The organism is Pseudomonas asturiensis, assembly GCF_900143095.1.
Lineage (GTDB): Bacteria > Pseudomonadota > Gammaproteobacteria > Pseudomonadales > Pseudomonadaceae > Aquipseudomonas > Aquipseudomonas asturiensis.
Window position 1 is genome coordinate 487,968 of record NZ_FRDA01000002.1, and the last position, 23,990, is coordinate 511,957.

The 23,990-nt window shown below is 60.3% G+C and carries 22 protein-coding genes and 1 tRNA gene; 5 read left to right on the plus strand and 18 right to left on the minus strand.

Going from position 1 to position 23,990, the window contains the following annotated elements:
• Window positions 1-42 precede the first annotated feature (42 nt).
• The 12 genes from gspD to BUB69_RS05335 form a co-directional block, all read right to left on the minus strand.
• Window positions 43-2,361, minus strand: coding sequence for a type II secretion system secretin GspD (gspD, locus tag BUB69_RS05280; RefSeq protein ID WP_073163078.1), 2,319 nt, complete (start codon window positions 2,359-2,361; stop codon window positions 43-45).
• Window positions 2,361-2,891 carry a type II secretion system protein N gene (locus tag BUB69_RS05285; protein ID WP_073163080.1) on the minus strand — a complete coding sequence of 177 codons (531 nt, stop codon included), beginning with the start codon at window positions 2,889-2,891 and terminating at the stop codon, window positions 2,361-2,363. The genes gspD and BUB69_RS05285 overlap by 1 nt, the downstream gene beginning before the upstream one ends.
• Window positions 2,888-3,499: a type II secretion system protein GspM gene (gspM, locus tag BUB69_RS05290; RefSeq protein WP_073163082.1), complete on the minus strand. Its 612-nt coding sequence runs from the start codon at window positions 3,497-3,499 to the stop codon at window positions 2,888-2,890. Before gspM ends, BUB69_RS05285 begins: the two co-directional genes overlap by 4 nt.
• Window positions 3,480-4,562 (minus strand): type II secretion system protein GspL, encoded by a 1,083-nt coding sequence (locus tag BUB69_RS05295; protein ID WP_073163084.1) that lies wholly within the window; start codon window positions 4,560-4,562, stop codon window positions 3,480-3,482. Before BUB69_RS05295 ends, gspM begins: the two co-directional genes overlap by 20 nt.
• Window positions 4,559-5,293, minus strand: coding sequence for a type II secretion system protein GspK (locus tag BUB69_RS05300; RefSeq protein ID WP_073163086.1), 735 nt, complete (start codon window positions 5,291-5,293; stop codon window positions 4,559-4,561). The genes BUB69_RS05295 and BUB69_RS05300 overlap by 4 nt, the downstream gene beginning before the upstream one ends.
• Window positions 5,290-5,919 (minus strand): prepilin-type N-terminal cleavage/methylation domain-containing protein, encoded by a 630-nt coding sequence (locus BUB69_RS05305; protein ID WP_073163088.1) that lies wholly within the window; start codon window positions 5,917-5,919, stop codon window positions 5,290-5,292. Before BUB69_RS05305 ends, BUB69_RS05300 begins: the two co-directional genes overlap by 4 nt.
• A complete protein-coding gene (locus BUB69_RS05310; RefSeq protein ID WP_073163091.1) occupies window positions 5,919-6,290 on the minus strand; it encodes a type II secretion system protein in 372 nt (123 codons plus the stop codon). The genes BUB69_RS05305 and BUB69_RS05310 overlap by 1 nt, the downstream gene beginning before the upstream one ends.
• Window positions 6,290-6,724, minus strand: coding sequence for a prepilin-type N-terminal cleavage/methylation domain-containing protein (locus BUB69_RS05315; RefSeq protein WP_073163093.1), 435 nt, complete (start codon window positions 6,722-6,724; stop codon window positions 6,290-6,292). Before BUB69_RS05315 ends, BUB69_RS05310 begins: the two co-directional genes overlap by 1 nt.
• Window positions 6,725-6,731: 7 nt before the next feature.
• A complete protein-coding gene (gspG, locus tag BUB69_RS05320; protein WP_073163253.1) occupies window positions 6,732-7,163 on the minus strand; it encodes a type II secretion system major pseudopilin GspG in 432 nt (143 codons plus the stop codon).
• 25 nt (window positions 7,164-7,188) lie between these two features.
• Complete coding sequence (gene gspF / locus BUB69_RS05325; RefSeq protein ID WP_073163096.1) at window positions 7,189-8,391, minus strand: type II secretion system inner membrane protein GspF; 1,203 nt, start codon at window positions 8,389-8,391, stop codon at window positions 7,189-7,191.
• Complete coding sequence (gspE, locus tag BUB69_RS05330) at window positions 8,388-10,112, minus strand: type II secretion system ATPase GspE (RefSeq protein ID WP_163032028.1); 1,725 nt, start codon at window positions 10,110-10,112, stop codon at window positions 8,388-8,390. Before gspE ends, gspF begins: the two co-directional genes overlap by 4 nt.
• Window positions 10,113-10,216: 104 nt before the next feature.
• Window positions 10,217-10,426 (minus strand): hypothetical protein, encoded by a 210-nt coding sequence (locus tag BUB69_RS05335; RefSeq protein WP_084537050.1) that lies wholly within the window; start codon window positions 10,424-10,426, stop codon window positions 10,217-10,219.
• A 480-nt stretch (window positions 10,427-10,906) separates the two neighbouring features.
• On the opposite strand from BUB69_RS05335, the gene BUB69_RS05340 reads away from it, so the two are divergent.
• Window positions 10,907-13,648: a beta-glucosidase gene (locus BUB69_RS05340; protein ID WP_073163100.1), complete on the plus strand. Its 2,742-nt coding sequence runs from the start codon at window positions 10,907-10,909 to the stop codon at window positions 13,646-13,648.
• A 42-nt stretch (window positions 13,649-13,690) separates the two neighbouring features.
• On the opposite strand, the gene BUB69_RS05345 is transcribed toward BUB69_RS05340, so the two are convergent.
• From BUB69_RS05345 to BUB69_RS05355, 3 genes are all read right to left on the minus strand, one after another.
• Window positions 13,691-14,338 carry a TetR/AcrR family transcriptional regulator gene (locus BUB69_RS05345; protein ID WP_073163102.1) on the minus strand — a complete coding sequence of 216 codons (648 nt, stop codon included), beginning with the start codon at window positions 14,336-14,338 and terminating at the stop codon, window positions 13,691-13,693.
• Between the two features lie 82 nt (window positions 14,339-14,420).
• Entirely contained in the window at window positions 14,421-15,596 is a 1,176-nt protein-coding gene (locus tag BUB69_RS05350) for an MFS transporter (RefSeq protein ID WP_073163104.1), read from the minus strand.
• A gap of 6 nt (window positions 15,597-15,602) precedes the next feature.
• Window positions 15,603-16,142, minus strand: a complete 540-nt coding sequence (locus tag BUB69_RS05355) for a GNAT family N-acetyltransferase (protein WP_073163106.1) — start codon at window positions 16,140-16,142, stop codon at window positions 15,603-15,605.
• Between the two features lie 104 nt (window positions 16,143-16,246).
• On the opposite strand from BUB69_RS05355, the gene BUB69_RS05360 reads away from it, so the two are divergent.
• The 3 genes from BUB69_RS05360 to solA all read left to right on the plus strand — a co-directional run bounded on the left by BUB69_RS05360 (window position 16,247) and on the right by solA (window position 20,647).
• Window positions 16,247-17,137: a LysR family transcriptional regulator gene (locus tag BUB69_RS05360; protein ID WP_073163258.1), complete on the plus strand. Its 891-nt coding sequence runs from the start codon at window positions 16,247-16,249 to the stop codon at window positions 17,135-17,137.
• Window positions 17,138-17,411: 274 nt separating this feature from the next.
• A complete protein-coding gene (locus tag BUB69_RS05365; protein ID WP_024685560.1) occupies window positions 17,412-18,995 on the plus strand; it encodes an aldehyde dehydrogenase (NADP(+)) in 1,584 nt (527 codons plus the stop codon).
• A 476-nt stretch (window positions 18,996-19,471) separates the two neighbouring features.
• Entirely contained in the window at window positions 19,472-20,647 is a 1,176-nt protein-coding gene (gene solA, locus BUB69_RS05375) for an N-methyl-L-tryptophan oxidase (RefSeq protein WP_073163109.1), read from the plus strand.
• Window positions 20,648-20,653: 6 nt separating this feature from the next.
• Here the strand turns inward: solA and BUB69_RS05380 are convergent, their stop codons facing one another.
• The 3 genes from BUB69_RS05380 to BUB69_RS05390 all read right to left on the minus strand — a co-directional run bounded on the left by BUB69_RS05380 (window position 20,654) and on the right by BUB69_RS05390 (window position 23,657).
• Window positions 20,654-21,037 (minus strand): AprI/Inh family metalloprotease inhibitor, encoded by a 384-nt coding sequence (locus tag BUB69_RS05380; RefSeq protein WP_163032029.1) that lies wholly within the window; start codon window positions 21,035-21,037, stop codon window positions 20,654-20,656.
• Between the two features lie 56 nt (window positions 21,038-21,093).
• Window positions 21,094-22,533 (minus strand): serralysin family metalloprotease, encoded by a 1,440-nt coding sequence (locus BUB69_RS05385; RefSeq protein ID WP_073163111.1) that lies wholly within the window; start codon window positions 22,531-22,533, stop codon window positions 21,094-21,096.
• A 452-nt stretch (window positions 22,534-22,985) separates the two neighbouring features.
• On the minus strand, window positions 22,986-23,657 hold the full coding sequence (locus BUB69_RS05390) for a Bax inhibitor-1/YccA family protein (protein ID WP_073163113.1): 672 nt from the start codon (window positions 23,655-23,657) through the stop codon (window positions 22,986-22,988).
• Between the two features lie 122 nt (window positions 23,658-23,779).
• Between BUB69_RS05390 and BUB69_RS05395 the strand changes: the two genes are divergently transcribed.
• A tRNA-Ser gene (locus tag BUB69_RS05395) sits at window positions 23,780-23,867 on the plus strand.
• Window positions 23,868-23,990 lie beyond the last annotated feature (123 nt).

A 23,990-nucleotide genomic window follows, 5' to 3' on the forward strand; every position in this document is an offset into this window, starting at 1 on the left:
GCAGCGTTGTCGGTGGACGTCGGAGCGAAAACTAACACACCCTCAGTTCTGCCCGCCTTTGCGAGCGACCTCAGGCTTGAGCAACTGCATCTGCTGGCGATAGTCATCGGTGACCTGACGCGCCTGGCTGCTGCTGGTGATCACACGCGGGGTGATGAGCACGATCAGTTCGGTGCGGTCCTTGGACCTGCTGGTCCTGCCGAACAGCCATTTGAGACCCGGAATACGCCCCAGATAAGGCACGGCACTGACCGACTCGGCGTTGTCCTGTTTGATCAGGCCGCCCAGCAGCACGGTCTGACCGCTCTGCGCCGCCACCTGCGTTGCCACCGAGCGCGTGGAAATCCGCGGATTGCCGTTCACATCCGTTGTGCCGCTGCTGTCGGCATCGCTGACCTGCTGCTGGATATCCATGTACACCAGGCCGCCCGGATTGATGCGCGGCACCACGTCCAGAATCACACCGGTCTGCAGGTATTCGACACTGCTCAGGGTGGTGTCGGAGGTGTTGGTGTTGACGGTGGTCTGGCTGATGGGAATGTTGTCGCCGACCTGAATCTGCGCCTGCTGGTTGTTCATGACCACCAGCGACGGCGCCGACAGCACTTGGGTGCGGCCGTTGGTTTCCAGCGCCCGCAAGGCAACCTGCAGGTTATTGCTGACAAATGAATAGAACAACGAATCCGTGCCCGCCAGCGCGGCACCGCCTGCGCCGAGCGCGCCCTGGCTGCCTGCCGTGTTGGTGACAGTGCCTGTCGAGTTGGCATTGCCGGCCAGACGCCCCAGGTACCACTGCACGCCCATGTCCAGATCGCCGGTCAGTTTGACTTCAAGAATGCGTGTCTCGATCTGCACCTGCAGCGGCGGATTGTCGAGACGCTTGATCGCCGACTCGATTTCCTTCCATTGCGCAGGACGTGTACGGACCAGCAACTGGTTGCTGCTCTTCTGCGCTGTAATACGGGTGCTGGCATCCAGGGACTTATTGTTGCCACTTGCGCCGCCCCCTTCGTCACTGGCGACATCGGCTTCACCGCCGCCCTGCTCGTCCTCCGACTCGCTGTCACCCTGACCGTTCATGCCCTGGTTGTTGCCAAAGCCACTGCTGCCGTTCATGCCGTTACCCATGCCACCGCTGCTCATGCCGCCGCCCAGGCCTGAGGAGTTGCCCATACCGTTGCTGCCAGAGCCATTGAGAGAAGACATGGTCGTGGTACGCAGACCCGGTGCAACCTTGGCCGGGGAATCGTCCTTGATCGCGCCGGTGCCGTAGATCTGTCGCAGGTACCTGGCCAGATCCGTGGCTTTCATGTTGCGCACGTCGTAGACGTACATCTGCGGTTCGTTGCCGCCGCCTTCGTCGATGGTGTGAATCCACTCCCCGACCTCGCGCAGGTACTCGGGCTGCGAGGAAATCGCCACCACCGAGTTGGTACGCTCGATAGGCAGAAAACGCACCATGCCTGCCAACGGCATGCCGCTCTCAGGGCCGAACATTTTCTGCAGTTCAGGCATCAGTTCGCCGACCGAGGCGCGCTGCAGGCCGAACACACCGACCGACATGCCTTTGAGCCAGTCCACATCAAAGGTGTCGATGGTGTCCTGATAGTTGGCCAGCTCATCGGGTGTGCCAGCCATGCTGAGGACGTTGCGCGCAGGATCGACCAGCAGGAAGGCATTTTCCCGGGCAAAAGGCTTGAGCAGCTTCTGCATTTCATTGGCTGAGATGTAGCGCAGCGGGAACAGGCGCGCCGACATACCCGCTGAAGGCTGCGCCACGCGCATTTCCGGAACCAGCTTGCCCGCGACCGCCTGGCTGGACGGCAGAATCACGTAACGGTTGCCCTGCTTGATCATGGCGTTGTCGGTCCAGGACAGCAGGGTTTCCAGAATCGACAGTGCCTGCTGTTTGTTGACCGGTTTGGAGGTCGAAAAACTTACGTCGCCCTTTACGCCCTGGGCGATGCTGTAGTTCTCGTGCAGCAGGTCGCCCATGATGCTGTTGATCACCGCCTGAATCGGCTGGTTGGTGAAGTTGAACACGATATCGCCCGTCTCGCCGGCCTTCGCGGCGGGCGCGGCTGCGGGAGGGCGGATGAAACGCTGGTTGCCTTGAATGATCTGGCGTTGCGGCGAGGTGGCCGACGACTGAGGCTGAGCCTGAACCGGCATTTGCTCGCTACGCGGATCCACGGGCGGGCGTTGTGAACCGGTTCCCTGGAGCGCTTCCTGCAGCATGCCATTGTCGGGATCCAGGGTGTCCTGTTGGGACGCGCAGCCGCCAAGGGCGACAGCGGTTGCAAGACAAAGCAAGGGGGTGCGCAAGGTAGCGATGGCGGAAACTCCAGAAAAGGTACCCATCACAGGGTCGAGTCGTTGGTAAGGGAAATCGGAGGTGTCGTCGACGGGGGCGGCAGACGCGGCGCGGGAAGGCGCAGGGTCTCGTTGCGTCCATCAAGACTGAAGGTGGCCTGCATCGGATCGAGCTGGTCCAGGGTCCAGCCATTGGCCAGCCGGTCACCCTGCCTCACTTTCAGTGCCGGGCCACTGGCCTGCTTGATTAGCGCGACCCGCAACGTGCCGTCCAGGATGACGCCCGTCAGGGTCAGGCCCGCCAGACTGGTGGCTTGAGCTTCGCTCTTGCGCACTGCCGGATCAGGACTGCGATCAGGGCTGAACAAGGGCGTCTTCCAGGTGTTGGCCAGACTGTCCAGTGTCGCTGTGGGGGCACTGTGAGTCTGCGCGGCACGATCAACAGGGTCGCGTGGTGCCTGCTCGGGCAGCCAGTGTGGCGAATGCGCAGCGCCGCTGAGGATCAGGCTCGCCAGCGCGGCCAGCACTGCGGCGACGCTCAGCAACGTCCACTCCAGCGGACGCAATGAACGGATCATTGCTCACCCTCCCCGGCAGAGGCCGGTTGCAGGTAGCCGCGCACCAACAGGTGCACGACCAGCTTCCCAGCGCCACCGGTGGCGGGCGCGTTGGTGTCACGGCGCAGGCTCATTTCGTCGACGAACAGGAACGGGCGCTGGTACTCCAGTGCATGCAGGATCGCAGTCAGCGGCTCGATGGCGCAATTGAGGGTCAGGCTGACCTTGACCTGCCGATACGGCTCGGCGCTGTCCTGCTCGGGCGTGATCGGCATGCGCTGGGTCAGCGCACAGCCGCCACCGGTGCTGGCCTGGCTGGTAATCAGGTCAGCGACACGCTGCATCAGGTCGGCAGCCACTGCACTGGGGTCATTGCCCGGCAAAAGACTGGTGCTGCTGGCCGGATCGCGGCGCGCCTGCTCCAGTTGCTCACGCAAGGCGTCGCCCTGCTTCAAAAGACCGGCGTAACGCTGCTGCTGCTCGCGCAACTGTTCTGTCTGTTCGCTGATGTCACGCAAGGGACCGGCGAACCAGCTATCGATCAGCAGCCAGTAAGCCAGGTAGAGCACGAGCGCCAGAATCATCAGCGCCGCACCTCGCCGTTCACGGCTAGTCAGTGGACGACGCATCGGCGTTCTCCTGCGGTTCTGATGGGTCCTGCGGCTGGCTTTGATGCAAGTGCGCGCGCAACGAATACTGATCCTTGCCGGTCTTGCTGTCGGGCTGGATCACGCCTTGAAACTGAGCGTTGTCCAGGCTGTGGCAGTCCTTGACGCGGGCAATCAGCGCACTGGCCTTCGCACTTTGCCCGGCGAACGCGACTTCGGCGCTGTCGTTGATTTCCAGGTGCTCGATCCAGGTGTCGGAAGGCAGGCACGCTGTCAGCTCGCTGAGCAGCGCCGACAGCGGCGGCTGCGCGGCCTTGTGGCGCAGCAGGTAATTGGCCGCGCCGAGTGTGTTGGTCAATTGCTGGCGCAAGTGCTGAACCTCGCTGACTTGCGCTCGCTGCGCCTTGACCTCGGCCTGCATCTCGCCGAGCAATCGTTGACGGTCGTTGAGCCAGAGCAGCATGGTACCCAGCAGCAAGCCGACGCAAATCCACAGCAGCCAGCGTTGCAGCCGATGACCTGAACGTGACTGCTGCGGGCGCAACGGCGCGGGCAGCAGATCGATCCCCATGCGCTGCCCGGGTGTGCCGACATCGACAGCATCGGGGCGCAGGCCCAGCGCGGCGCACTCTTCCAGAATGGCGTCCAGCCGTTTGCGCAACACCGCGACCAGCGTGACGTGAATGAAGCTGGCGTTGCGACTCTCCCGGCGAGCCACGAAATACAGTTGCCCGGCATCGAATGGCGTGAAACGGTCCAGTTCGTAACCGATCACCGTCGACAGGCTGCGCGCTGCCGCTACCGGCAGTTGCAATGTCTGCACCAACACCAGAGACGGTGGCAGCAACAGGATCTTTTGCGCGTCGGCACCGGTTGCGGCAATCGGTTCGACCAGCGGCCAGGCATGAATCTGCTCGACCGTCTCGCGCACCAGCCACTGGCGGACACGCGGTGGCAGGCAGGCACGCAACTCTGCGCTCCACCATTGCCAGGCCTGTTGCCCCAGACTGCCACGCCATTGCTGGACGACCCGGTCGCGTAACGCGATCAGCGGTGCCAGACGTGCTGAAACGGATGCATTCATTCTTGCCAACGCAATACCCGATAGGGCTGTGCGCCTCCCTCCGATGGGCTCAATAAAACAATGGTCTGTAACAGGGCGACAACGCCGCCCGGTCGTTCTGCGCGGCTGTCGATAGCCAGCACCTCACCGGCATCGGCCCCCACCGCGCTCTGGTTCGGCAAATTCAGCGCCCGACGCAATAGCGCCGATGCAAACGCAGGATCGGGCCGGTCCAGCCCGCTCCATAAAGTCACTTCCGGCAACAATCGGGCGTACAACGCCTGGGTCATGCCAGGCAGCTGACGCACCTCTTCAACAACCCGCAACGGTGACTGACCGTTATCGCGCTGCGCTTCCAGCGCCTGCGCGATGCCACTGGCCTGTCCTTTGCCCGCGCCGCAAGCCTGCAACAAACGGGCAACATCAGTGGCCGGCGCACTGTTGAGGTCCAGCTTGCCCCGCTCACTGCGCACGCTGACCAGCAGTTGCGTGTCATCGAAACGCAGACCAATCGCTCGTCCATCCGCCACCCAGCGCTTGCGCTGCGCAGGATCAAGCAAACCCTGTACCGCCATGTTCAGGCCACCTTCGGCGGCCAACAGCGCCTGGGTGTGCTGGCGCAACCAGAGCGCCTGGCGACTTTCCAGTTGCACCCAGCCGGCCAGCCCGCCGAGCAGCAGGCTCAACAGGGCCAGGACCCAGAGCACCACCAACAGCGCTACGCCCTGCTGACGTTTGTGAAAACGACTCACTGGCCGCCCGCCCCGCCGGAAAGATCCAGCCGCAGAGCCACCACTTCACTGACCCAAGGTATTGATCCCTTAACCTGTGCATCGATACGCACCGCGCCAGGCAGGCGCGTTGGCCAGGGCCATTGCGCCATCCACCCGGTCGGCTTACCTTTAGGGTTCAGTCCGCGATAGCTGAAATTCAGTGTTTCAACGTTATGCAGCAACACCTGAGGGTCGCCCCACCGTTCAAGTGCAATGCCGTTTGCCGAGGTTTTTATCCGCGCGAACTCAACCTGCAAGTCGCGCTTGCCCTCGGGACCGCTCAGCCCCAGGGTGTGCAGATGAATGCCACCCCCCAACTCCCCCGGCAACGTCGCCACAAAGCGCAGACGCTGTGCCGAACCTTCGAAAAAACCGCTGTTGGCGTCATCCTCGGAGGACGTGTCCAACGGCAACGCCTGACTGATGGATGAACGCAGGAACCCCTGCGCGGCACGCATCTCATCCAGCCCCACGGTGTAGCGCTCAGCCTTGAGCACGGCCCGATTGGCACCCAGCAAGGCACCGGCAACCAGCACCAGCAGCACGCCCAGCAGGGTGATCACCAGCAAGACTTCGAGCAAGGTGAAGCCGCGCTGTCGGCCCATCAAGACCCGGCACCGGTCACCGCACCGCGCAGCCGCAAGGTACTGAACTGCGCGCGGCGCTGGTGTTCTTCCAGTGTCAGGTCAAGGCGAAACAGCCTGCTCTGCTCGTTGCTGCCCGACACCTGCCGGATCTCCAGATTCCAGTCGATACCGGCCACCCGCCCTTGTCGTGAACCGCTTTCAAGCACGCCGCCGCTTTCCTGATCGAACACGGTGCGCGCCGCCAGGCTCAATCGATCACTGCGCGAAACCTGCTGCAGCGAACGTGCGCTCTGCCCGAACGCGACCAGCAAGACGCCGCTGCACACCGCCATGACGGTCAGCGCGGCGAGCATCTCCAATAGCGTGAATCCCGATTGTGAGGGTTTCATTACAGCGACCGGACCTGGACGCTGCCCGTCAGCCAGCCAATGTCGATCCGCCAGCGTCTGTCGCCATCGGCCACCAGCACGTTGCCACCGCTGGAACCACCATCGGGATAGAACTCCACTGCCGACCCCAGATCCGAGGCGGTCTGCATCGTGACCTGCAGGCTCTCTGGCCAATGCTGCTTACGTTTGCCGGGCGCCTTGAAGCTCAGATGACGCAAGTCGAATTCGGTCCGTGCCGGCTGACCGGTCACGATGGCGCGCACCCGCGTCGCGCGCAGGGCTTCGACCATGTCACCCACCGCGCGACGCTCCTTGGCAGCGCTCAACCCCTGTTGCAGACCAAACCCCACGAGACCGACAGCGATGCTCATCAATACCAGCACCACCAGCATTTCCATCAGGGTAAAACCACGGCTTGCAACAGGCGCTTTCATAAGAGGATTACTCCCAGTTACCCAGATCAGCGCTGTAACCTTCGCCACCAGGCTGGCCATCCTGACCGTAGAAAATCAGGTCGAAGCTGCCATGCTGGCCCGGGAAGCGATAGCCGAATGCATGGCCGAACGGATCCTTGAGGTCCGAAGGCTTGGCGTACGGGCCATTCCAGCCAGCGGCGTTGCCAGGCTTGTCGGTCAATTGCTGCAGCGTCTTGGGCGGCGAACCGACATCCAGCGCATAGCTTTCGATCTTCATGCCCAGGCTCGCCAGTTGCGCCTTGCCCGCACCGTATTTGCCCTTGTCGACGTTGCCGCCCACCTGGCGCACGACGATAGTCGCCACGATGCCCAGCAGCACGATGACCGCGAGCATTTCCAGCAAGGTAAAGCCGCTTTGTCGGCGCGCGAGGGTGAAGCGTGTACGGCTAAAACTCATCGGGATGGTTTCCTCGTTCATGGATTCAGATGTTGCTGGTCAGGCTCATCAGCGGCAGCATGATGGCCAGCATGATCACGGCGACCATGCCTGCCATCACGACCGTCAGTGCCGGGACCAGTGCTGCCAGCATGCGGTCAATGCCGCGCTTGGCCTCGACGTCAAAAACGTCGGCCACCTTGAGCAGCATGCTGTCCAGTTCTCCGGCCTGTTCGCCGACCTCGATCATTTGCAGGGCCAGATCCGGCAGCAGCGGCTGCGCGCCAAAGGCACTGGCCAATGTGCCACCGCCTTTGACCGACTCGGCGGCCTGCGCCACCTGCGCTTGCAGCGCGCGGTTGGTACAGACCTGCCGGGCAATCACCAGTGCCTGCAACAAGGCAACGCCATTGCTCAAGAGCGTGCCTAGCGTTCGAGTCAGACGCGCCGCCTCGACGCGTTGCAGCAATGGGCCGATGACCCGAATACCCAGAACGCGCCGATCATGGCGCTCGCGCCGCTGCGGATCGCGCATGGCAATGACCAGCCCCCAGATCATTACGATCAGGCCAGCGAATACGGCCAGGCCGTAATCACCGAGAAATTGTCCGAGGTCCAGAATCACCTCGGTGATCAACGGGATCGGCACCCCGAGGTCCTTGAAGATCGGCACAAACTGCGGCACCACATAGGCCAGCAACAGGGCCAGCGAGCCCAGTACGCCAACCACCAGAAACGCAGGATAAATCAACGCATTGATCACTTCGCCGCGCAGCAACTGGCTGCGCTCCAGGTAATCGCTCAACTGGCGCAAGGTACTTTCAAGCGCGCCACCGGCTTCGCCTGCGCGCACCATGCTGATGTACAGCGGCGAAAACTGGCTGCCCTCTTCTTCCAGGGCCACCGACAGCGGCTTACCGGCCTTGACCTGCTCGCGGATGCGTTCGATCAGTGCCTTGGTCTGCGGTTGTCCAGGCTGTTTGAGCAGAATTCCAAGAGATCGTTCCAACGGTTGCCCTGCTCCCAGCAAAGTCGCGAGCTGCTGGGTGAAACTGACCAGCGCTGCGCCGTTAAGCAGGCCACTGCCCAACGCCCGACGCAGCCCGCCAAGGCTGGCGCTGTCGATCTGCAAGACCATCAGGCCGCGCTTGTGCAGTGCCGCGACGGCAGCGTCCTGATCGCGAGCTTCCAGCGTGCCGTTCTGCTGCGCTCCCTGAGCGTCGAGCGCGCGGTACTTGAACAGGCTCACGTGCCTTCACCCCGAGTGACGCGCAGCACTTCTTCAAGCGACGTGACGCCCGCCACTGCCTGACGCAACCCTTCTTCATGCAGGGTTCGCAAGCCACCGCGACGGGCCGCCTCTTCCAGCGTGGACGCATCGGCGTGACGCATGAGCAGGCTGCGCAGTTCTTCATTCATGACCAGCAATTCGGTGATCGCACTGCGCCCGCGATAACCTGCGCCCGGCGCATCGGCACGCGGCCGATAGAGGCGGATCGGGCGCTCATCCGTGAACCGATCAAGGCCGTGCTCGGCAATCAACTCAGGTGGCGCATCGAAGGCCTCGCGGGTCTCGGGGTCCAGACGGCGTACCAGACGCTGAGCCAGAATGCCGTTGACGGTCGAGGCAATCAGGTAGCTTTCCACGCCCATATCCAGCAGACGGGTAATACTCGCGGCGGCACTGTTGGTGTGGAGCGTGGACAGCACCAGGTGACCGGTCAGCGAGGATTGAATCGCAATGCGGCAGGTTTCAAGGTCGCGCATCTCGCCGATCATGATCACGTCCGGGTCCTGTCGCACGATGGAGCGCAAGGCACCTGCGAAATCCAGCCCGATGGAAGGCTTGACCTGGATCTGGTTGATGCCTTCGAGCTGATACTCCACCGGGTCTTCAACAGTGATGATCTTGCGTTCGGCGGTATTGAGCCGAGACAGTGCGGTGTAAAGCGTGGTGGTCTTACCTGAACCGGTAGGGCCGGTGACCAGCAGAATGCCGTGCGGCCGTTCGAGCACGTCGAGAAAATCATCCAGACGTTCGCCGTCGAACCCAAGGCTTGGAAAGTCGAAGTCGATGGTCTGACGGTCCAGCAGCCGCATCACCACCGACTCGCCGAAACTGGTCGGCACGGTCGAAACCCGCAGGTCCAGTTCCTTGCCCTGGATGCGCAGCATGATCCGCCCATCCTGTGGCAAGCGGCGCTCGGCGATGTCCAGCCGGGCCATGATCTTCACGCGGGAAATCACCGCCGCCGAAGAACTGGACGGCGGTGCTTCGGCCTCGTGCAGCACGCCGTCGATGCGGTAACGAACCTTGAGCTGGCTTTCGAACGGCTCGATATGAATGTCGGATGCGCGCTGCTCGACGGCGCGCTGCAGAATCAGGTTGACCAGACGAATCACCGGGGCCTCGGACGCCAGGTCCTTGAGGTGCTCGATGTCTTCAAGCGAGCCGCCTTCGTCGTCAAGGTTTTCGATCAGCGTGCCCATGGCCGAACGACCCTGCCCATAATAGCGCTCGATCAGCGTCTCCACTTCGTTGCGAGGGCCGATCGCCACCTGCACGGGTACTTCGCAGGCGTAGGCGATGGCCTGAAACGGGTACAGCACAGAAGGGTTGGCGCTCAGCACCTGCACGCCCTCCTCACTCCAGTTGACCGGCACCACCTGATAGTGACGCATGAAGCGTTCAGTCAGGGGTGGCAGCGGATCCAGAAGCGGCGGCAACGCGTCGGCCATTAATAAAGGAGCTTGCAGCAGCGCGGCCCAGGCCCGCGCCAACTCGAATTCGGAAACCAGTCCCAGACGCGTCAGCAGACCCAACAGCTCAGTGCCTTCGGACTCTTGCTGCAAGCGTTGCGCACGCTCCAGATCCTGCAGCTTGAGACCCGCATTTTCCGTCAGCCAGGCGCACACCTGACCTGCATCGGGAATCAGTATTTGGGAGGCATCAACGGGAAATGAAGACATGGGCGAGGACATCTACTGCATCGAAGGGACAGGTTCACGGCCCTCACCTGCCTTGAAAAAGAGCAGGGAGGGCCGTGGTCAGAAGCGTCAAACGGCTGGTTTGACTACTTCTGAGGAGAAGTGTTCTGCGGACGACCACCTTTTGTGGTTTCGGTTTTCTGTTGCTGCGCTGCCTTGGCGTCAGTGGTCTGGGTCATGACGGTCGAATCACTGGTCCCGGAAGTCGCATCGGCGTCAGTCGATTCGGCGGCAAAAACAGCACCGCTTAGTGCCAGACCCGCAATAACGCCTGCTGCCATACTGGACAACTTCATAACTAATACTCCACTGAATAGAACAATTAGCCCACAACAAAGAGGGCCATAAGGGATCACGAGAGAAAAACTACCAGCTGCCACCACCTCGAAGAACCGGGGCAATTGTGAGCACCTGAAAAATCTTAAACCCATCGACCAGTAGGTTTAAGAAGAGTTCCCGAATTGTAAAGAAAAAATACCAAAATCAAGAAAAATACGCTTTTATTTGACAATTGCGTCTGGTTTTCGACTTAATTGTAACGCTTTACGAATTCAAAGTGCCATCAACTAGTAGCCTATTGATGCCACTCCTCGTAATAAAAACCACAATAAAAAACAGCAGAAACTTATTTAAACCGCCCCTGAATCGCTTCCCGTTACACCGGGATAAGACGCGATAACGGATCGCTGTTGCCTGAATAAAAGAAAACAGACACGCGCTCAATGGAGCGCTTGTCTGTCGGCAGTTTTTTAATTACAACGTCGTTGGAGAGCCGTATGAACAAACGAAAGATGATGGGTGCACATTCCGCACTGGCCTTGCTGGCACTGGCCGTGTCGCAGGTCCATGCCGCTGATGCTTCCACGCTGCAGGCACGCGAAGACCGCGCTGAGAAAGCCGCACAAAAAACCCTGGACAAGATGACCCAGGAAGAGAAGCTGACCTACATCGGCGGTACCGGTGGCTGGGATGTGAAACCCCTTTCCAACTACGGTGTTCCGCAGATCCACGGCGCTGACGGTGGCGTTGGTGTGCGTTACACCAGCGAAGGCAACGCACAGGGCGTGGTCTATCCGTCCGGCCCTAACCTGGCAGCTACCTGGAACCCGCGTCGCGCCATCGACCTGGGCCGAGCGCTGGGTTACGACACTGCCATCGGCGGCTACCAGTTCGTCACTGGTCCAGGCGTCAACCTGTACCGCATGCCCTATGGCGGCCGCGCGTTCGAATACCTCTCCGGTGAAGACCCGTTTCTCGGCGCCAGCCTGGCACCAGGCGTGATCAACGGTATCCAGTCTCGTGGTGTGTGGGCCAACGCCAAGCACTACGCGGCCAACGACCAGGAAAGCAACCGTTTCAACCTCGACCAGATCATGAGCGAGCGCGTACTGCGTGAGATGTCGCTGCCTGCCTTCGAGTCCGCATCGAAGAACGGCAACGTCGCGATGATGATGTGTGCGTTCCAGAAGGTAAACGGCGACTTCGCTTGCGAAAGTGACCACTTGATCCGCCAGATCCTGAAGAAGGAATGGGGCTACAAGGGCTTCGTGCAGAGTGACTACAACGCCGTGGTACATGGCCTGAACGCTGCCCAGGCCGGTACCGACCTGGACATGATGGGCTACCAGATGAACAGTAAGGTGCTCAAGCCTTACCTGGACAGCGGCGAGCTGAGCGCTGCGACCATCGACGACAAGGTTCGTCGCATCCTCAAGCAGATCTATCTGTACAAGTTCGACAGCAAAACCCCGTCGACCGTGCACAACATGAACAGCGCAACCAGCAACAAGGTCGCACTGAACGCTGCCCGCGAAGGCATCGTGCTGCTCAAGAACCAGAACAACCTGCTGCCGCTGGACAAGCAAAAAGCCAAGCGCATCGCGGTGGTCGGCAACCTGGCCAAATACGCGCCACCTACCGGCTTCGGCAGCGCCAATGTCATGGCCAGCCATTACATCAGCGAGTTGAGCGGCCTGCAGCAGATGGCGCCCAACACCAAGGTCGAGTTCATCGATGGCCTGTCGCTGGATCCAAGCACCACGGCCTGGCGCAGCACTGACCAGACGGGTAAAGACACGCAGGGCATGAAAGTCGAGTACTTCAGCAACGCCGACTGGTCTGGCGACGCGGCGGTGACCCGTACTGAAAAACACGTCGATCTGGACTGGGCCAACGACAAGGACCTGCCGTTCGAAAGCAACACCTCAGGCTCCGACCCATACACCAGCAAAGGCTCGACCGCAGGATCGCTCAACGGCGATACTTCTTCGACCTCGATTCGCTACACCGGCAAGATCACCCCGACCGAAAGCGGCGAGCAGGTGTTCAAGGTTCGTGCCGACGGCGCAGTGCGTCTGTGGGTCAATGGCAAGAAGATCATCGACAACGGTGACGGCAAACCACTGCCGGGCAACAGCATTCCGCCTACCATTCCTGAGTTCGCCAAGATCAGCCTCGAAGCAGGCCAGTCTTACGACGTGAAGCTGGAATACTCGCGCCGTGCCGGCTACCTGTCGACCATGGGCGGCCTGGTGGGCGTGCAGATGAGCTGGGCGTCGCTGAACGCGCCGCAGGATCTGTCGGCCTACGACGCGGTCGTGGTGGCAGTGGGTAACAGCAACGAATACGAAGGTGAAGGTTTCGACCACAGCTTCGATCTGCCTGAATACCAGAACCAGTTGATTCAGAGCATCGCCAGGGTCAACCCGAACACCGTCGTCACCATGTTCGGTGGCACAGGTCTGAAAATGAGCGACTGGATCGATCAGGTTCCAGCAGCGCTGCATGCCTTCTATCCTGGACAGAACGGTGGTCAGGCCCTGGCCGAGATTCTGTTCGGCAAGGTCAACCCGTCGGGCAAGCTGCCGATCAGTATCGAACGCAACATCGAAGACAACCCGATCTACGCGACCTTCCCGAAATTCGACAACCAGAACTCGCTGGCCGAAATGAGCTACAAGGATGACCTGATGCTGGGTTATCGCGGCTACGAGAAGAAAGGCATCAAGCCGCTGTATCCGTTCGGCTATGGCCTGTCTTACACCACCTTCGGCTACAGCAACATCAGCGTGACGCCGGGCGTTGCAGTGGGCAACACGCCGATCAAGGTCTCGTTTGACCTGACCAACACCGGCAAGGTGGGCGGTTCGGAAGTGGCACAGCTGTACGTCGGTCAGCAGAACCCGAAAGTCGAGCGCCCGATCAAGGAACTCAAAGGCTACAAAAAGGTGTTCCTCAAGCCGGGTGAAAGCAAGCGCGTGACCATCGAGCTTAACGACCGCTCGCTGGCCTACTTCGACACCAAGACCAATCAGTGGGTGGTCGACGCCGACACCTTCAACCTGTCGCTGGGTGCTTCGTCGCAGGACATTCGCCTGAACGCCAAGCTGACCAACTCGTTCCGCCAGGAACTGTCGACGACCACCAGTAACCCGCTGCCACGTTCAGCGCTGAACTCGGTGAACGTCGAGAAGCCACCGGTCAAGACCGGCGGCGTGTTCGATCAGACCAGCGAGTAAGCGCTCACGCAGTGACTGACTGAACCACGGACAGAACCAGGCTCAAGGACGAGCCCTTACTGCTGCATCGACCTGCGCAATGTAGGCATCGAAACTCTTGACCAGATCCACCCGTTCGGGAAAGCGCAACCACTGGATCTGCAAACCGTCCATCATCGACAGTATCTGCTGGATCAACACGTCCAGGTCCACATCCGTCCTCACCTCGCCACGCTCTACCAATTCCGAAAACTGCTTCAGCAGGTGCGCGTGTATGCGCTCGTAACGCGTTTGAAACCATTCGTAGGCAGGCTGGTTGTCGAGCAGGCTTTCGGTATTCAGGATCGAGAAGGCGCGCACGACGCCGGGCGCAGTCGCATTCGAGCGATTGATCGCCTGCAAACCGCCAAGCAGGCCGGTCAAGGTGTTTTCTTCGGTGCGCACTTCGGCTGCGATTCGTCCATTGACCTCGTCGCGGCGCTGGAGCACGCCCATCAGCAGAGAGATTTTGCTGGGAAAGTGGTGCAACAAACCTGCGACGGAGATCCCGACGATGGCTGCCACTTTTGCGACCGAAGCGCCGGTATAGCCTTCCAGCGAAAACACCTGCAAGGCCGCATCGAGCAGTTCTTCGCGACGTTTTTCACCTTTTGGCGCACGCCGTTGCCGGGTGACAACCGCGCCCGTTTCCCCAGGGGCTTGTCGTGTCATATGAGGTTCCTTCTTCAACAGCCGCGTACCCTACCCACTCAGGCTGAACCTGGCAACGGTATTGACAAGGACATCTGCGAGGTCAAATCGGCACCGCTCGCCTGACCCGGCAGTGTCGTTGCAGCATCAGCGCCATCGAAAACGCGATGCAACTGATCCCGAGGGATAACCACAACAAGCCGCGGTCACCCGCCACCTGCTGCACCCAGGCATAAAACCAGGGCGCAGCCGCCGAAAGCACAAAGCCTGGCGCCAACAGACGCCCCTGCAAGCGCGCGTAGTGATGATGCGCAAACAGCTCGAACGGCAGACTGGCCCGCAGCAACGTGCCCAGTCCATTCATGGCGCCGTAAAAGAAGATAAACAGGCAAGCCACCACGGCCACTCCCTGACTGTACAACGCCATGACGAAACACAGCACCAACCCGGCTCCTACCCACACGTTCAACCGCAGGGCCGGCAGACCTTGCCCCAGAAGCCGACTCATCAGCCGCGCACAGGTCTGCCCGATTCCCCATAACGCGACCCAGGCCACGGGCACGCCAAGGCCTGTGAGCAATGCAGGCAAATGGGCTGACAATCCGGCCGACATGAAACCGATCAGTGTCATGCCCAAGGCGTAACCCAACTGGGGCAACCAGCCTGTCGTCACATCAGGCTCAGGCGCTTCATGGTCGTTTTTCAGAACAAGGACGGGCGCATCGGGCAAGCCACTCATCAGCAGACCGCCCAGCAGTGCGAAGCAGGCATAGACCGCCACCGCGCTGCGCCAGCCCAGTGCATCCAGCAACGCATGCCCCAACGGCCAGAACACTGCCGAGGCCAAACCGCCCAACAGGGTGATCTGGACCATCAACGGCCGGGAGCGTGCGCCGATCAAGCCCGCGAGCGCAGCAAACAGGGCGTCGTAAAGCGACAGGCGCATGCCGATGCCCAGCACCGCCCAGCCAGGAAGCCAGATCGACGGGCGTTCGCATACGGCCAGCACGCAGCACCCCAAGGCTGAAAGCAGGCTGCCCAGCTGCAACACCTGACGGGCTCCCAGACGCTGGATCAGCCATGAAATGACGGGGGACACAGTCCCCATGACCAACAGCGCCACCGACAGCCCGGAAAACACCTGCTGCCCGCTCCAGCCCAGATCCTCGGCGATGCTATTGCCGAATGCGCCCGGCAGGTAAAACGTCGTGCCCCAGAGGATCAATTGTGCGCAGCCCAGCCTGAAAACCAGGAGCCGGGGCAGAGTCGGACTGCTCATGGTCGGTCAGACTGTGCGTTCGGCAGGTGTCGTCGACGCACCGTCACTCAACGCCCGCTGCATCAGCACGGTGTCCACCCAGCGACCGTGCTTGAACCCGACCGATTCGAACACGCCGACCCGATGAAACCCAAGGCTTTCATGCAGGCGAATCGAAGCGGCGTTTTCGCTGTTGCCGATCACTGCAATCATCTGCCTCCAGCCGCCCTGCTCACAGTACCGGACCAGATCGCCCAGCAGCGCCCGACCGATACCCAGACCGCCCATTCCATCGCATACATACACAGAGTCTTCCACTGTAAAGCGATAGCCCGGACGGGGCCGGTAAGGTGTGACGTAGCCATACCCGACCAGCTCGCCCGCGCGCTCAGCGACTCGATACGGCAGGCCGTTTTCAAGGACCAGCGCGCGACGTCGCATCAACTCTTCAACGCTGGGCGGTTCGAGTTCGAAGCTGGAAATGCCATGCAGCACATGCTGGGCGTAGATCGCCTGAATGGCAGGCATATCGTCATCGCAGGCGTCGCGCAGGGTAAAGGTCGTCATGGAAAAGCTCTTGGCAGGTGTTTGTGAATGACTGCAATGATGCGTCCAGCGCCATTATTAAAAAAGCTATGATTAATCATCCACAGCATAAGAAATACTTTGCCATGCGCCAACTGAACCTCAACCACTTGCACACCTTTTCGCTGGTCATCGCCCATGGCAGCTTTTCGGCCGCAGCCGAACGCTTGCACCTGACCCAGCCCGCCGTGAGCCTGCAAATCCGGCAATTGGAGGGTCACCTCAACCTGCGTCTGATCGAGCGCGTGGGCAAGCGCCTCAAACCCACCTCGGCTGGCGAAGCATTACTGGGGCACATTTCGCGCATTGATGCCGTGGTCGAAGAGGCGTTGCTTGAGTTGTCCAGTCATGCCGAAGGTATCGCCGGGCAAGTCGCCATCGGTACAGGCGCCACGGCCTGCATTCATTTGCTGCCGCCGGTATTGCAGACATTGCGTCGACGCTTCGCACAGCTGGACGTACGGGTCAGCACCGGCAACACCGACGGCATTCTCAAGGGCGTTGAGGAAAACCGGCTGGACCTGGCGCTGGTGACACTGCCGGCCTCGGGTCGCAGCCTCTGCGTCACGCCTTTGCTCGAAGACGAATTCGTGGCGATTTTCGCCAACAGCTACCAACCCATGCCCAGCGACATGACGCCCGAACAGTTGAGCGAGCTGCCCTTGGTAGTCTTCGAAGCCGGAAGTAGCACGCGCCTGCTGATCAATGAGTGGTATCTACAGGCCGGAATTCGCGTCAAGCCGGTCATGGAACTGGGCAGCATCGAAGCCATCAAGGAGATGGTTGCGGCCGGGCTGGGTTACAGCATCGTGCCGCGCATGTCGGTCGCAGCGGTCCATCATCGGCGTGGCTTGCAGATTCATGCCCTGGCGCCGGGATTGAGCCGCACACTGGGTATCGTTCTGCGGCAGGACAAACCGGTCAGCAAGGCACTTCGTCAGGTGCTTGACGCATTAGAGAATCTGAAAGGGTCATAAACACAGCTCATGATTCTTGCTCAAGGGCATTGAAGGTCTATAAAGAGCAGCGGCACCTGAGGCAGCCCTGCACCTGGGCAAACGCTGCCCGGCAGTTGCGTCGGCAGCGATTCAAGTTGTACGATGACTGCCGACTTTCCAGAACCTGGATGCTGGCCTGCTTCAGTACCGCCAGCAAACCCCGAATACCGTAAAGCAACTCGGCAACCCATAAGGAGCGCAAGGCCCACGCAAACGGTGCCCGCCTCCACCTTCAAAACAACAGGAGATACCGATGCCTAACATTCTCGGCCAGAACTTCATCGCTGGCGGCCGCAGCGCACTGGGCCAAAGCCTGCAAAAAAGCCTGGATGCCACCACGGGCGAAGAACTGCCCTACAGCTTTCATCAAGCCACCGACGGCGAAATCGATGCCGCGGCACTGGCTGCCAAAAACGCTTTCCCTGAATACCGTCAACTGAGCCCGGCGCGCCGTGCCGAGTTTCTCGACGCCATTGCCGACGAACTGGATCAGTTGGGTGATGATTTCGTCGCGGTCGTCTGCCAGGAAACCGCTCTGCCGCAAATGCGCATTCAAGGTGAGCGTGGTCGTACCAGTGGCCAGATGCGTTTGTTCGCAAAAGTGCTGCGCCGTGGCGACTTCGTCGGTGCACGCATCGATCAGGCCCTGCCGGACCGCAAGCCGCTACCGCGCGTTGACCTTCGCCAATACCGCATCGGCGTCGGCCCGGTAGCCGTGTTCGGTGCCAGCAACTTCCCGCTGGCCTTCTCCACAGCCGGTGGCGATACCGCTGCAGCGCTGGCCGCCGGTTGCCCGGTGGTGTTCAAGGCCCACAGCGGTCACATGGCCACGGCCGATCTGGTTGCCAGCGCCATCATTCGTGCCGCTGAACGCACCCAGATGCCAAAAGGCGTGTTCAACATGATCTTCGGCAACGGCGTGGGCGAAGGCCTGGTCAAGCACCCGGCCATCCAGGCGGTCGGCTTCACCGGCTCGCTGAACGGCGGCAACGCCCTGTGCAAAATGGCTGCAGAGCGTGCGCAGCCGATCCCGGTCTTTGCCGAAATGTCGAGCATCAACCCGGTTGTGCTTCTGCCGGGCGCTTTGACAGCACGTGGCGAAACCGTCGCCAAGGAACTCGCGGCCTCGGTCGTCATGGGCGCAGGCCAGTTCTGCACCAACCCTGGCGTGGTGATCGGTCTGCGCTCCCCGGCGTTCTCGTCCTTCCTCGAGCAACTGACCGAGCAGATGGGCAGCCAGGCACCACAGACCATGCTCAATGCCGGTGGTCTACGCAGTTACAGCAAAGGTGTCGAGCACTTGCTGTCGCATCCGGGCGTCACTCACCTGGCCGGCAAGCCGCAGGAAGGCAAACAGGCTCAGGCGCAGCTGTTCAAGGCGGACGTCAGCCTGTTGCTCAACGGCGACCAACTGTTGCAGGAGGAAGTCTTCGGCCCGACCACGCTCGTGATCGAAGTCGCGGACGACGCGCAACTGAAAGAAGCGCTGTTGGCGCTGCGTGGCCAACTGACGGCAACCCTGATCGGCGAACCTGCCGACCTGACTCAATACAGCTGGCTGCAACCGCTGCTGGAAGAGAAAGTCGGTCGCATTCTGGTCAACGGCTACCCGACTGGCGTCGAAGTGTGCGAAGCCATGGTGCATGGCGGCCCCTACCCGGCGACCTCCGATGCACGTGGTACGTCGGTAGGCACGCTGGCCATCGACCGCTTCCTGCGCCCGGTCTGCTATCAGAACCAGGCTGACAGCCTGTTGCCGCCTGCCCTGCAGAACGCCAATCCGCTGGGCCTGCGTCGCCTGGTCAATGGCGAATGGAGTGAGCAACCGATCGTCTGACCGCTGCAACCGGTTGAACACAAAGCGGCGCGCCCTGTGAAGAGCGCGCCGCTTTTTTATGGACGCTCGCAAAATGTTCGGCTGAAGCGGGTTGCCGTGAAATGAATGCTGCCTCGAAAAAAATTTCCGTTTTGTGCGTGCCTTCGCGTGCAAACCAGCTATTTTGCAAAGAAGAAACAGCGTCATAGAGGCGCAACACAAGGGCTGTTCATAAAATAACCACAAGGCCACAGGCCACGCGGAACAAGGGTTTCAAAAAGTTACCCACAGACATACCCACGATTTCCGTGGACAACTTTTCGTCAAATCCGGACCTCAAAACCCATCATAAGCGCAAGTCCAATTCTTCCACGCTCGCGCCATCCCCACGCGGGATCAGCCTTTCGATACCGCCGGGCTATCCTTAGATGAAACTGGCTGTTGCCTCCCGGCACGCATCCACGTGAAATAAGCGTATTTTGCAAGGCGATATGTCGATGGAACAACGGTGTGACGTGGCCGTCGTTGGCCTTGGGGCCATGGGCGCGGCGACCCTTTATCAGCTGGCAAAAGCCGGCGTCGATGTCATTGGTGTTGACCGCCATGCACCACCCCATACGCAGGGATCCAGTCACGGCGATACACGCATCACTCGTCTGGCCGTCGGCGAGGGCCCGCAATATGTGCCGCTGGTGAGGGACTCGCATCGCATCTGGCGTGAACTTGAGGCATTGTCGGGTGTGTCGCTGTTCGAACAATGCGGCGTGCTGGTCATGACCTCCAGCCCGACCTACGCCGCTGACGACCCCGAGGACTTCACCCACAAGACGATAGCGCTGGCCAAAGCCTACGGCGTTGAGCACGAAGTGCTGTCGGCAGGCGCCATCCGCGAGCGCTTCCCACAATTCAGTCCGGTTCTGGATACCGCAATCGGCTACTTTGAACCCGACGGCGGGTTCGTGCGTCCCGAACGCTGCATTTCGGTACAACTGCAACTGGCCGTCCAACATGGCGCGCACCTGCGCACAAACGAGACCGCGACTCGCCTGCAGCCCGAAGGCCAGCGAGTGCGCATCACCACCCACCAGGGCTCAATCCTCGCTGACAAGGTGATCGTCAGCGCAGGCATGTGGTCGTCAGAATTATTGGGCGCGCCCTTCACAGATCTGCTACGGGTGTGCCGGCAAAAGCTGTTCTGGTTCGAGCTGCAGGAAAACGCCGTCTTCGCACCGGTGTCGCCCAGTTTCATCATGACCCATGGCCCTGGCGAAGTAGACATCAGTTACGGCTTCCCGCCGCAGGCTGGCGAAGGCAGCATGAAGATCGCCACCGAGCAATATATAGACAGCTCATCGCCTGCCGCGCTGAATCGCACCATCAGCGCCGAGGAAGAGCAGGACATGTTCCGCACACAGGTGCAGGGCAAGGTCGCAGGCCTCAAGCCTCAGGTGGTCAAATCGTCTGTCTGCGCCTATACGGTGACGCCGGACTGCCACTTCATCATCGATGATCATCCCCATCTGAAGAACGTGACTGTGGTGTCTGCCTGTTCTGGACACGGTTTCAAGCATTCGGCGGGCCTGGGGCTGGCGCTCGCGCAACGATGCATCAGAGGCTATAGCGACGTGGACCTCTCGGCGTTCAGCCTGATGCGTTTTGCTCAGGCTGATTGACGAGCTTCAGTCAGCTACGCGTTCGAGGTTGAGCCGTTCTCCACCGGGCAAGCGTGCCTGATACAGCCGCTCGCTCAGACGATTGAAATGGATCAGGCCCGTGCCGTCCTTACCGGTCAGTGCCAAGCCATCAGGCGTGGGCACCCAGCCGGTGGGCGCCTCGTTGAGCCAGCGTGTCGCACAGCCCGGATTGCCGACCGAAGCCGGCTCGTCCGCGTTCAGAGACAACTCACAGGCCTCTTGCCCTTGAGTGCTGGCGAACAAACGCCACGTGCCACTCAACTCGGCAGGGCTTGGCAACTTCAGACTCATGGCGATAGCAACTCCACAAATGCCTGTCGACAGGATCAGCGTCATCGACAGCCTGTATAAAAAGGGGTGAATCTTCATGAGGGATACATCCGGCGTCGTGGAGAGCTCGACCGAGCCCTCCACGAACATGCAGGTTAAACCACGATGTCGGTCGCCACAGCCTGACCCACCAGGGTGATCTGGAAGTCGCTCTGCCCCAGACCTGCGAAATCAATCGCAAGACTACCGGCATTGCTCGTCTGGTTGTAGCTCAGGATTGCCTCGCCAGCATGACCGCTGAAGCTGTTGACGAACTGCAACGACGTCAACGAAGAAATCGCCGAGACATCAATTTTGTCCTGACCGCTGACGAAGTCGAGGATGATGTCCTGCGCTGCCCGATTGGAATCCGAAGCAGCCGCAAACACAAAAATGTCCGCACCGGCCCCGCCCGTCAGGGTATCGGCCCCTCCTCCGCCATAGATGATGTCGTTGCCGGCACCGCCTTTGAGGTTGTTGGCGGCGGCGTTGCCAATCAATAGATCGTTGCCCGAACCGCCAATGGCGTTCTCGATCAGCACGCCCTTGGCGATGGATACGTTCCCGACCATGCCACCGACGTCGGAAAAGGACGCTTCGTTGAGGTTGATTTTCTGGTTCTGAGTAAAGCCGGAGAAATCCAGTGTGTCCTTGCCCCCGCCATCCCACACCGAGAACACCACTTTGGACGACGCAGAAGTTGCGGTGTAGAAATCGCGTCCGGCATTGGAGTTGAACCCGTACACCGTGTCGCCGGCCCGGGTGCTCATGTTGGCGCCATAGAGTTGCTGGATCGCCGCGATGTCGTCCATCAGCGGTGCCGACGAGTAGACCGGCGTTCCGCCCTTGATGAAACTCTGATCGGTATTGGACTCACTCCAATAGCTCATCACGCTGTAGCCACGCGTGTCTTCGGCGTACGACACATCGTTGTAGGTCGGATTGCCTTCACCCGCGTTGTAATCGCCAGGATGCGACAGGCCCAGCGAATGGCCGATCTCATGGGTCAGCGTCTGACGGCCATAGTTACCGTTGTCCGGCGTCTTGTTGACCGTGTAGGCGTTACTGGTGAGGTACCAGGACTGACCATCGTAACGGCTGTTGCCGCTTGGCAGGTAGGCAAATGCCGCTCCACCGCTGCTGCCGTCGCTGTAGTTGCCGAACGTCATGTGTCCATCGCCGCCGGAAGCCGCTTGGGTAAACGTGACCTTGGCGACATCGGCCCAGGACTGCATGGCCAGCACGGCCTGCGCTTTTTGCTGCGTGTTGAAGGCACTGAAGGTGCCCAATGCGCTGTCAAAGGTCGCAGGCCTGGCCGTGAGGAAGGTGTACGTGAGATTGATGACCCCATTACTGTCCCGGTCAACCCATGCGGCATCGTCGCGCAGAATGTAATCGGCGGCCTGGTCGACCGAGTAGGAGGGTTTCCCGTTGATGGTGAGGTTGCCGCCCCGGTCGTACTGATGGGCGAAGGTATCAATCTGGGTGAAGGCTGTGCTTGCTGTTGCCGCCAGTTGAATGGCTGAGGTAGCAGCGTTTACTACGTCGTTCGACATGACACTTCCTTGTTTTCAAGCAGGACAGATTGGATGCAACAGCCTCTCTCTGCAGCGAGAGAATCCTGTCACTCGCGGGTGAAGCGTAACCAAACTGACACACTTAAAAATACGGTGTCCAGACCCTCGTGTTGATGTCAAATCGCCCAAATCGAGAAAATGCCTACATCCATTGGGGAATACCCTGATAATTATTTTAGTGATATCTCGCAAAGCCATAAGCGACTGAAAGGATTGTAACAATCCTGATAAATATGACTAATCGGTCATCTTTTTTTGTGCCGGCACGCCCCTCCAGCCGAACGCGTCCTGTCCCGTGGACCGCGCGCCCGATCAGGTCAGACAGAGGAGCGCCGAACGCCAGAAACGCGAATGCCCCGACAAGTCGGGGCATTCGTTGAACACTGGCGCTCGCGCTATGGAGGCGGACCGCCCATTAGCGTGATACGCAATCAGTCATCGCGGCTCATGATGCCGAAGATCTGCAACAGGCTGATGAACAGGTTGTAGATCGATACATACAGGCTCACGGTCGCCATGATGTAGTTACGCTCACCGCCCTGGATGATCGCGCTGGTCTGGAACAGGATGCAGACCGACGAGAACAGGACGAAACCTGCGCTGATCGCTAGTTGCAAACCGCTGATCTGGAAGAACAGGCTTGCCAGAACCGCAGCCAGCAGGACAAAGAAGCCTGCAGTGATGAAGCCACCCAGGAAACTCATGTCCTTGCGGGTGATCAGCACGTAAGCCGACAGACCACCAAATACCAGAGCCGTCATCGCGAACGCCGAGCTGACCACTTCAGCACCGCCGGCCATGCCCAGATAACGGTTAAGGATCGGGCCAAGCAGGAAACCCATGAAACCGGTCAGGGCGAAGGTCGACACCAGACCCCATACCGAATCACGCAGCTTGTTGGTCAGGAAGAACAAGCCGTAGAAACCGATCAGCACCACGAAAATATTCGGGTAGCCGACGCGCATCTGTTGAGCCACAAACGCCATGACGCCGCTGAATGCGAGGGTCAGGGCCAGAAGACCATAAGTGTTGCGCAGGACACGACTAACCTCTAGCTGGTCGGCCTGCATGCCGGTTTTAAGGGCGTAATCCTGTTCGCGCATGGCGAAACTCCTTCCTGTTGAAATGTTGAGTTGCAAAGATCATAACAGAGGCGCTGCAACTGGCTACCCAGAGAGTTTGACAGCGTGTTTCATTCCGGTATTATGGCGCCCGCAACGAAAGTGGAGGTATGGCCGAGTGGTTTAAGGCAGCAGTCTTGAAAACTGCCGACTGTAACAGGTCCTAGAGTTCGAATCTCTATGCCTCCGCCATATTGAGTAGCGCAAAGCCCTGATTATTCAGGGCTTTGTCGTTTCTGGGGTTTGCGTTTTCATGGAGGGATGCAGGTCCCTTTCCGGCCCTTGGCCAGCGCCCGCGCTTGGCCCGCGCGGGTA

Coding starts and splice junctions, on each gene's coding strand:
- gspD (WP_073163078.1), bottom strand. CDS start 2,361: ATGGGTACCTTTTCTGGAGTTTCCGCCATCGCTACCTTGCGCACCCCC.
- BUB69_RS05285 (WP_073163080.1), bottom strand. CDS start 2,891: ATGATCCGTTCATTGCGTCCGCTGGAGTGGACGTTGCTGAGCGTCGCC.
- gspM (WP_073163082.1), bottom strand. CDS start 3,499: ATGCGTCGTCCACTGACTAGCCGTGAACGGCGAGGTGCGGCGCTGATG.
- BUB69_RS05295 (WP_073163084.1), bottom strand. CDS start 4,562: ATGAATGCATCCGTTTCAGCACGTCTGGCACCGCTGATCGCGTTACGC.
- BUB69_RS05305 (WP_073163088.1), bottom strand. CDS start 5,919: ATGGGCCGACAGCGCGGCTTCACCTTGCTCGAAGTCTTGCTGGTGATC.
- BUB69_RS05310 (WP_073163091.1), bottom strand. CDS start 6,290: ATGAAACCCTCACAATCGGGATTCACGCTATTGGAGATGCTCGCCGCG.
- BUB69_RS05315 (WP_073163093.1), bottom strand. CDS start 6,724: ATGAAAGCGCCTGTTGCAAGCCGTGGTTTTACCCTGATGGAAATGCTG.
- gspG (WP_073163253.1), bottom strand. CDS start 7,163: ATGAGTTTTAGCCGTACACGCTTCACCCTCGCGCGCCGACAAAGCGGC.
- gspE (WP_163032028.1), bottom strand. CDS start 10,112: ATGTCTTCATTTCCCGTTGATGCCTCCCAAATACTGATTCCCGATGCA.
- BUB69_RS05335 (WP_084537050.1), bottom strand. CDS start 10,426: ATGAAGTTGTCCAGTATGGCAGCAGGCGTTATTGCGGGTCTGGCACTA.
- BUB69_RS05340 (WP_073163100.1), top strand. CDS start 10,907: ATGAACAAACGAAAGATGATGGGTGCACATTCCGCACTGGCCTTGCTG.
- BUB69_RS05345 (WP_073163102.1), bottom strand. CDS start 14,338: ATGACACGACAAGCCCCTGGGGAAACGGGCGCGGTTGTCACCCGGCAA.
- BUB69_RS05350 (WP_073163104.1), bottom strand. CDS start 15,596: ATGAGCAGTCCGACTCTGCCCCGGCTCCTGGTTTTCAGGCTGGGCTGC.
- BUB69_RS05355 (WP_073163106.1), bottom strand. CDS start 16,142: ATGACGACCTTTACCCTGCGCGACGCCTGCGATGACGATATGCCTGCC.
- BUB69_RS05360 (WP_073163258.1), top strand. CDS start 16,247: ATGCGCCAACTGAACCTCAACCACTTGCACACCTTTTCGCTGGTCATC.
- BUB69_RS05365 (WP_024685560.1), top strand. CDS start 17,412: ATGCCTAACATTCTCGGCCAGAACTTCATCGCTGGCGGCCGCAGCGCA.
- solA (WP_073163109.1), top strand. CDS start 19,472: ATGGAACAACGGTGTGACGTGGCCGTCGTTGGCCTTGGGGCCATGGGC.
- BUB69_RS05380 (WP_163032029.1), bottom strand. CDS start 21,037: ATGAAGATTCACCCCTTTTTATACAGGCTGTCGATGACGCTGATCCTG.
- BUB69_RS05385 (WP_073163111.1), bottom strand. CDS start 22,533: ATGTCGAACGACGTAGTAAACGCTGCTACCTCAGCCATTCAACTGGCG.
- BUB69_RS05390 (WP_073163113.1), bottom strand. CDS start 23,657: ATGCGCGAACAGGATTACGCCCTTAAAACCGGCATGCAGGCCGACCAG.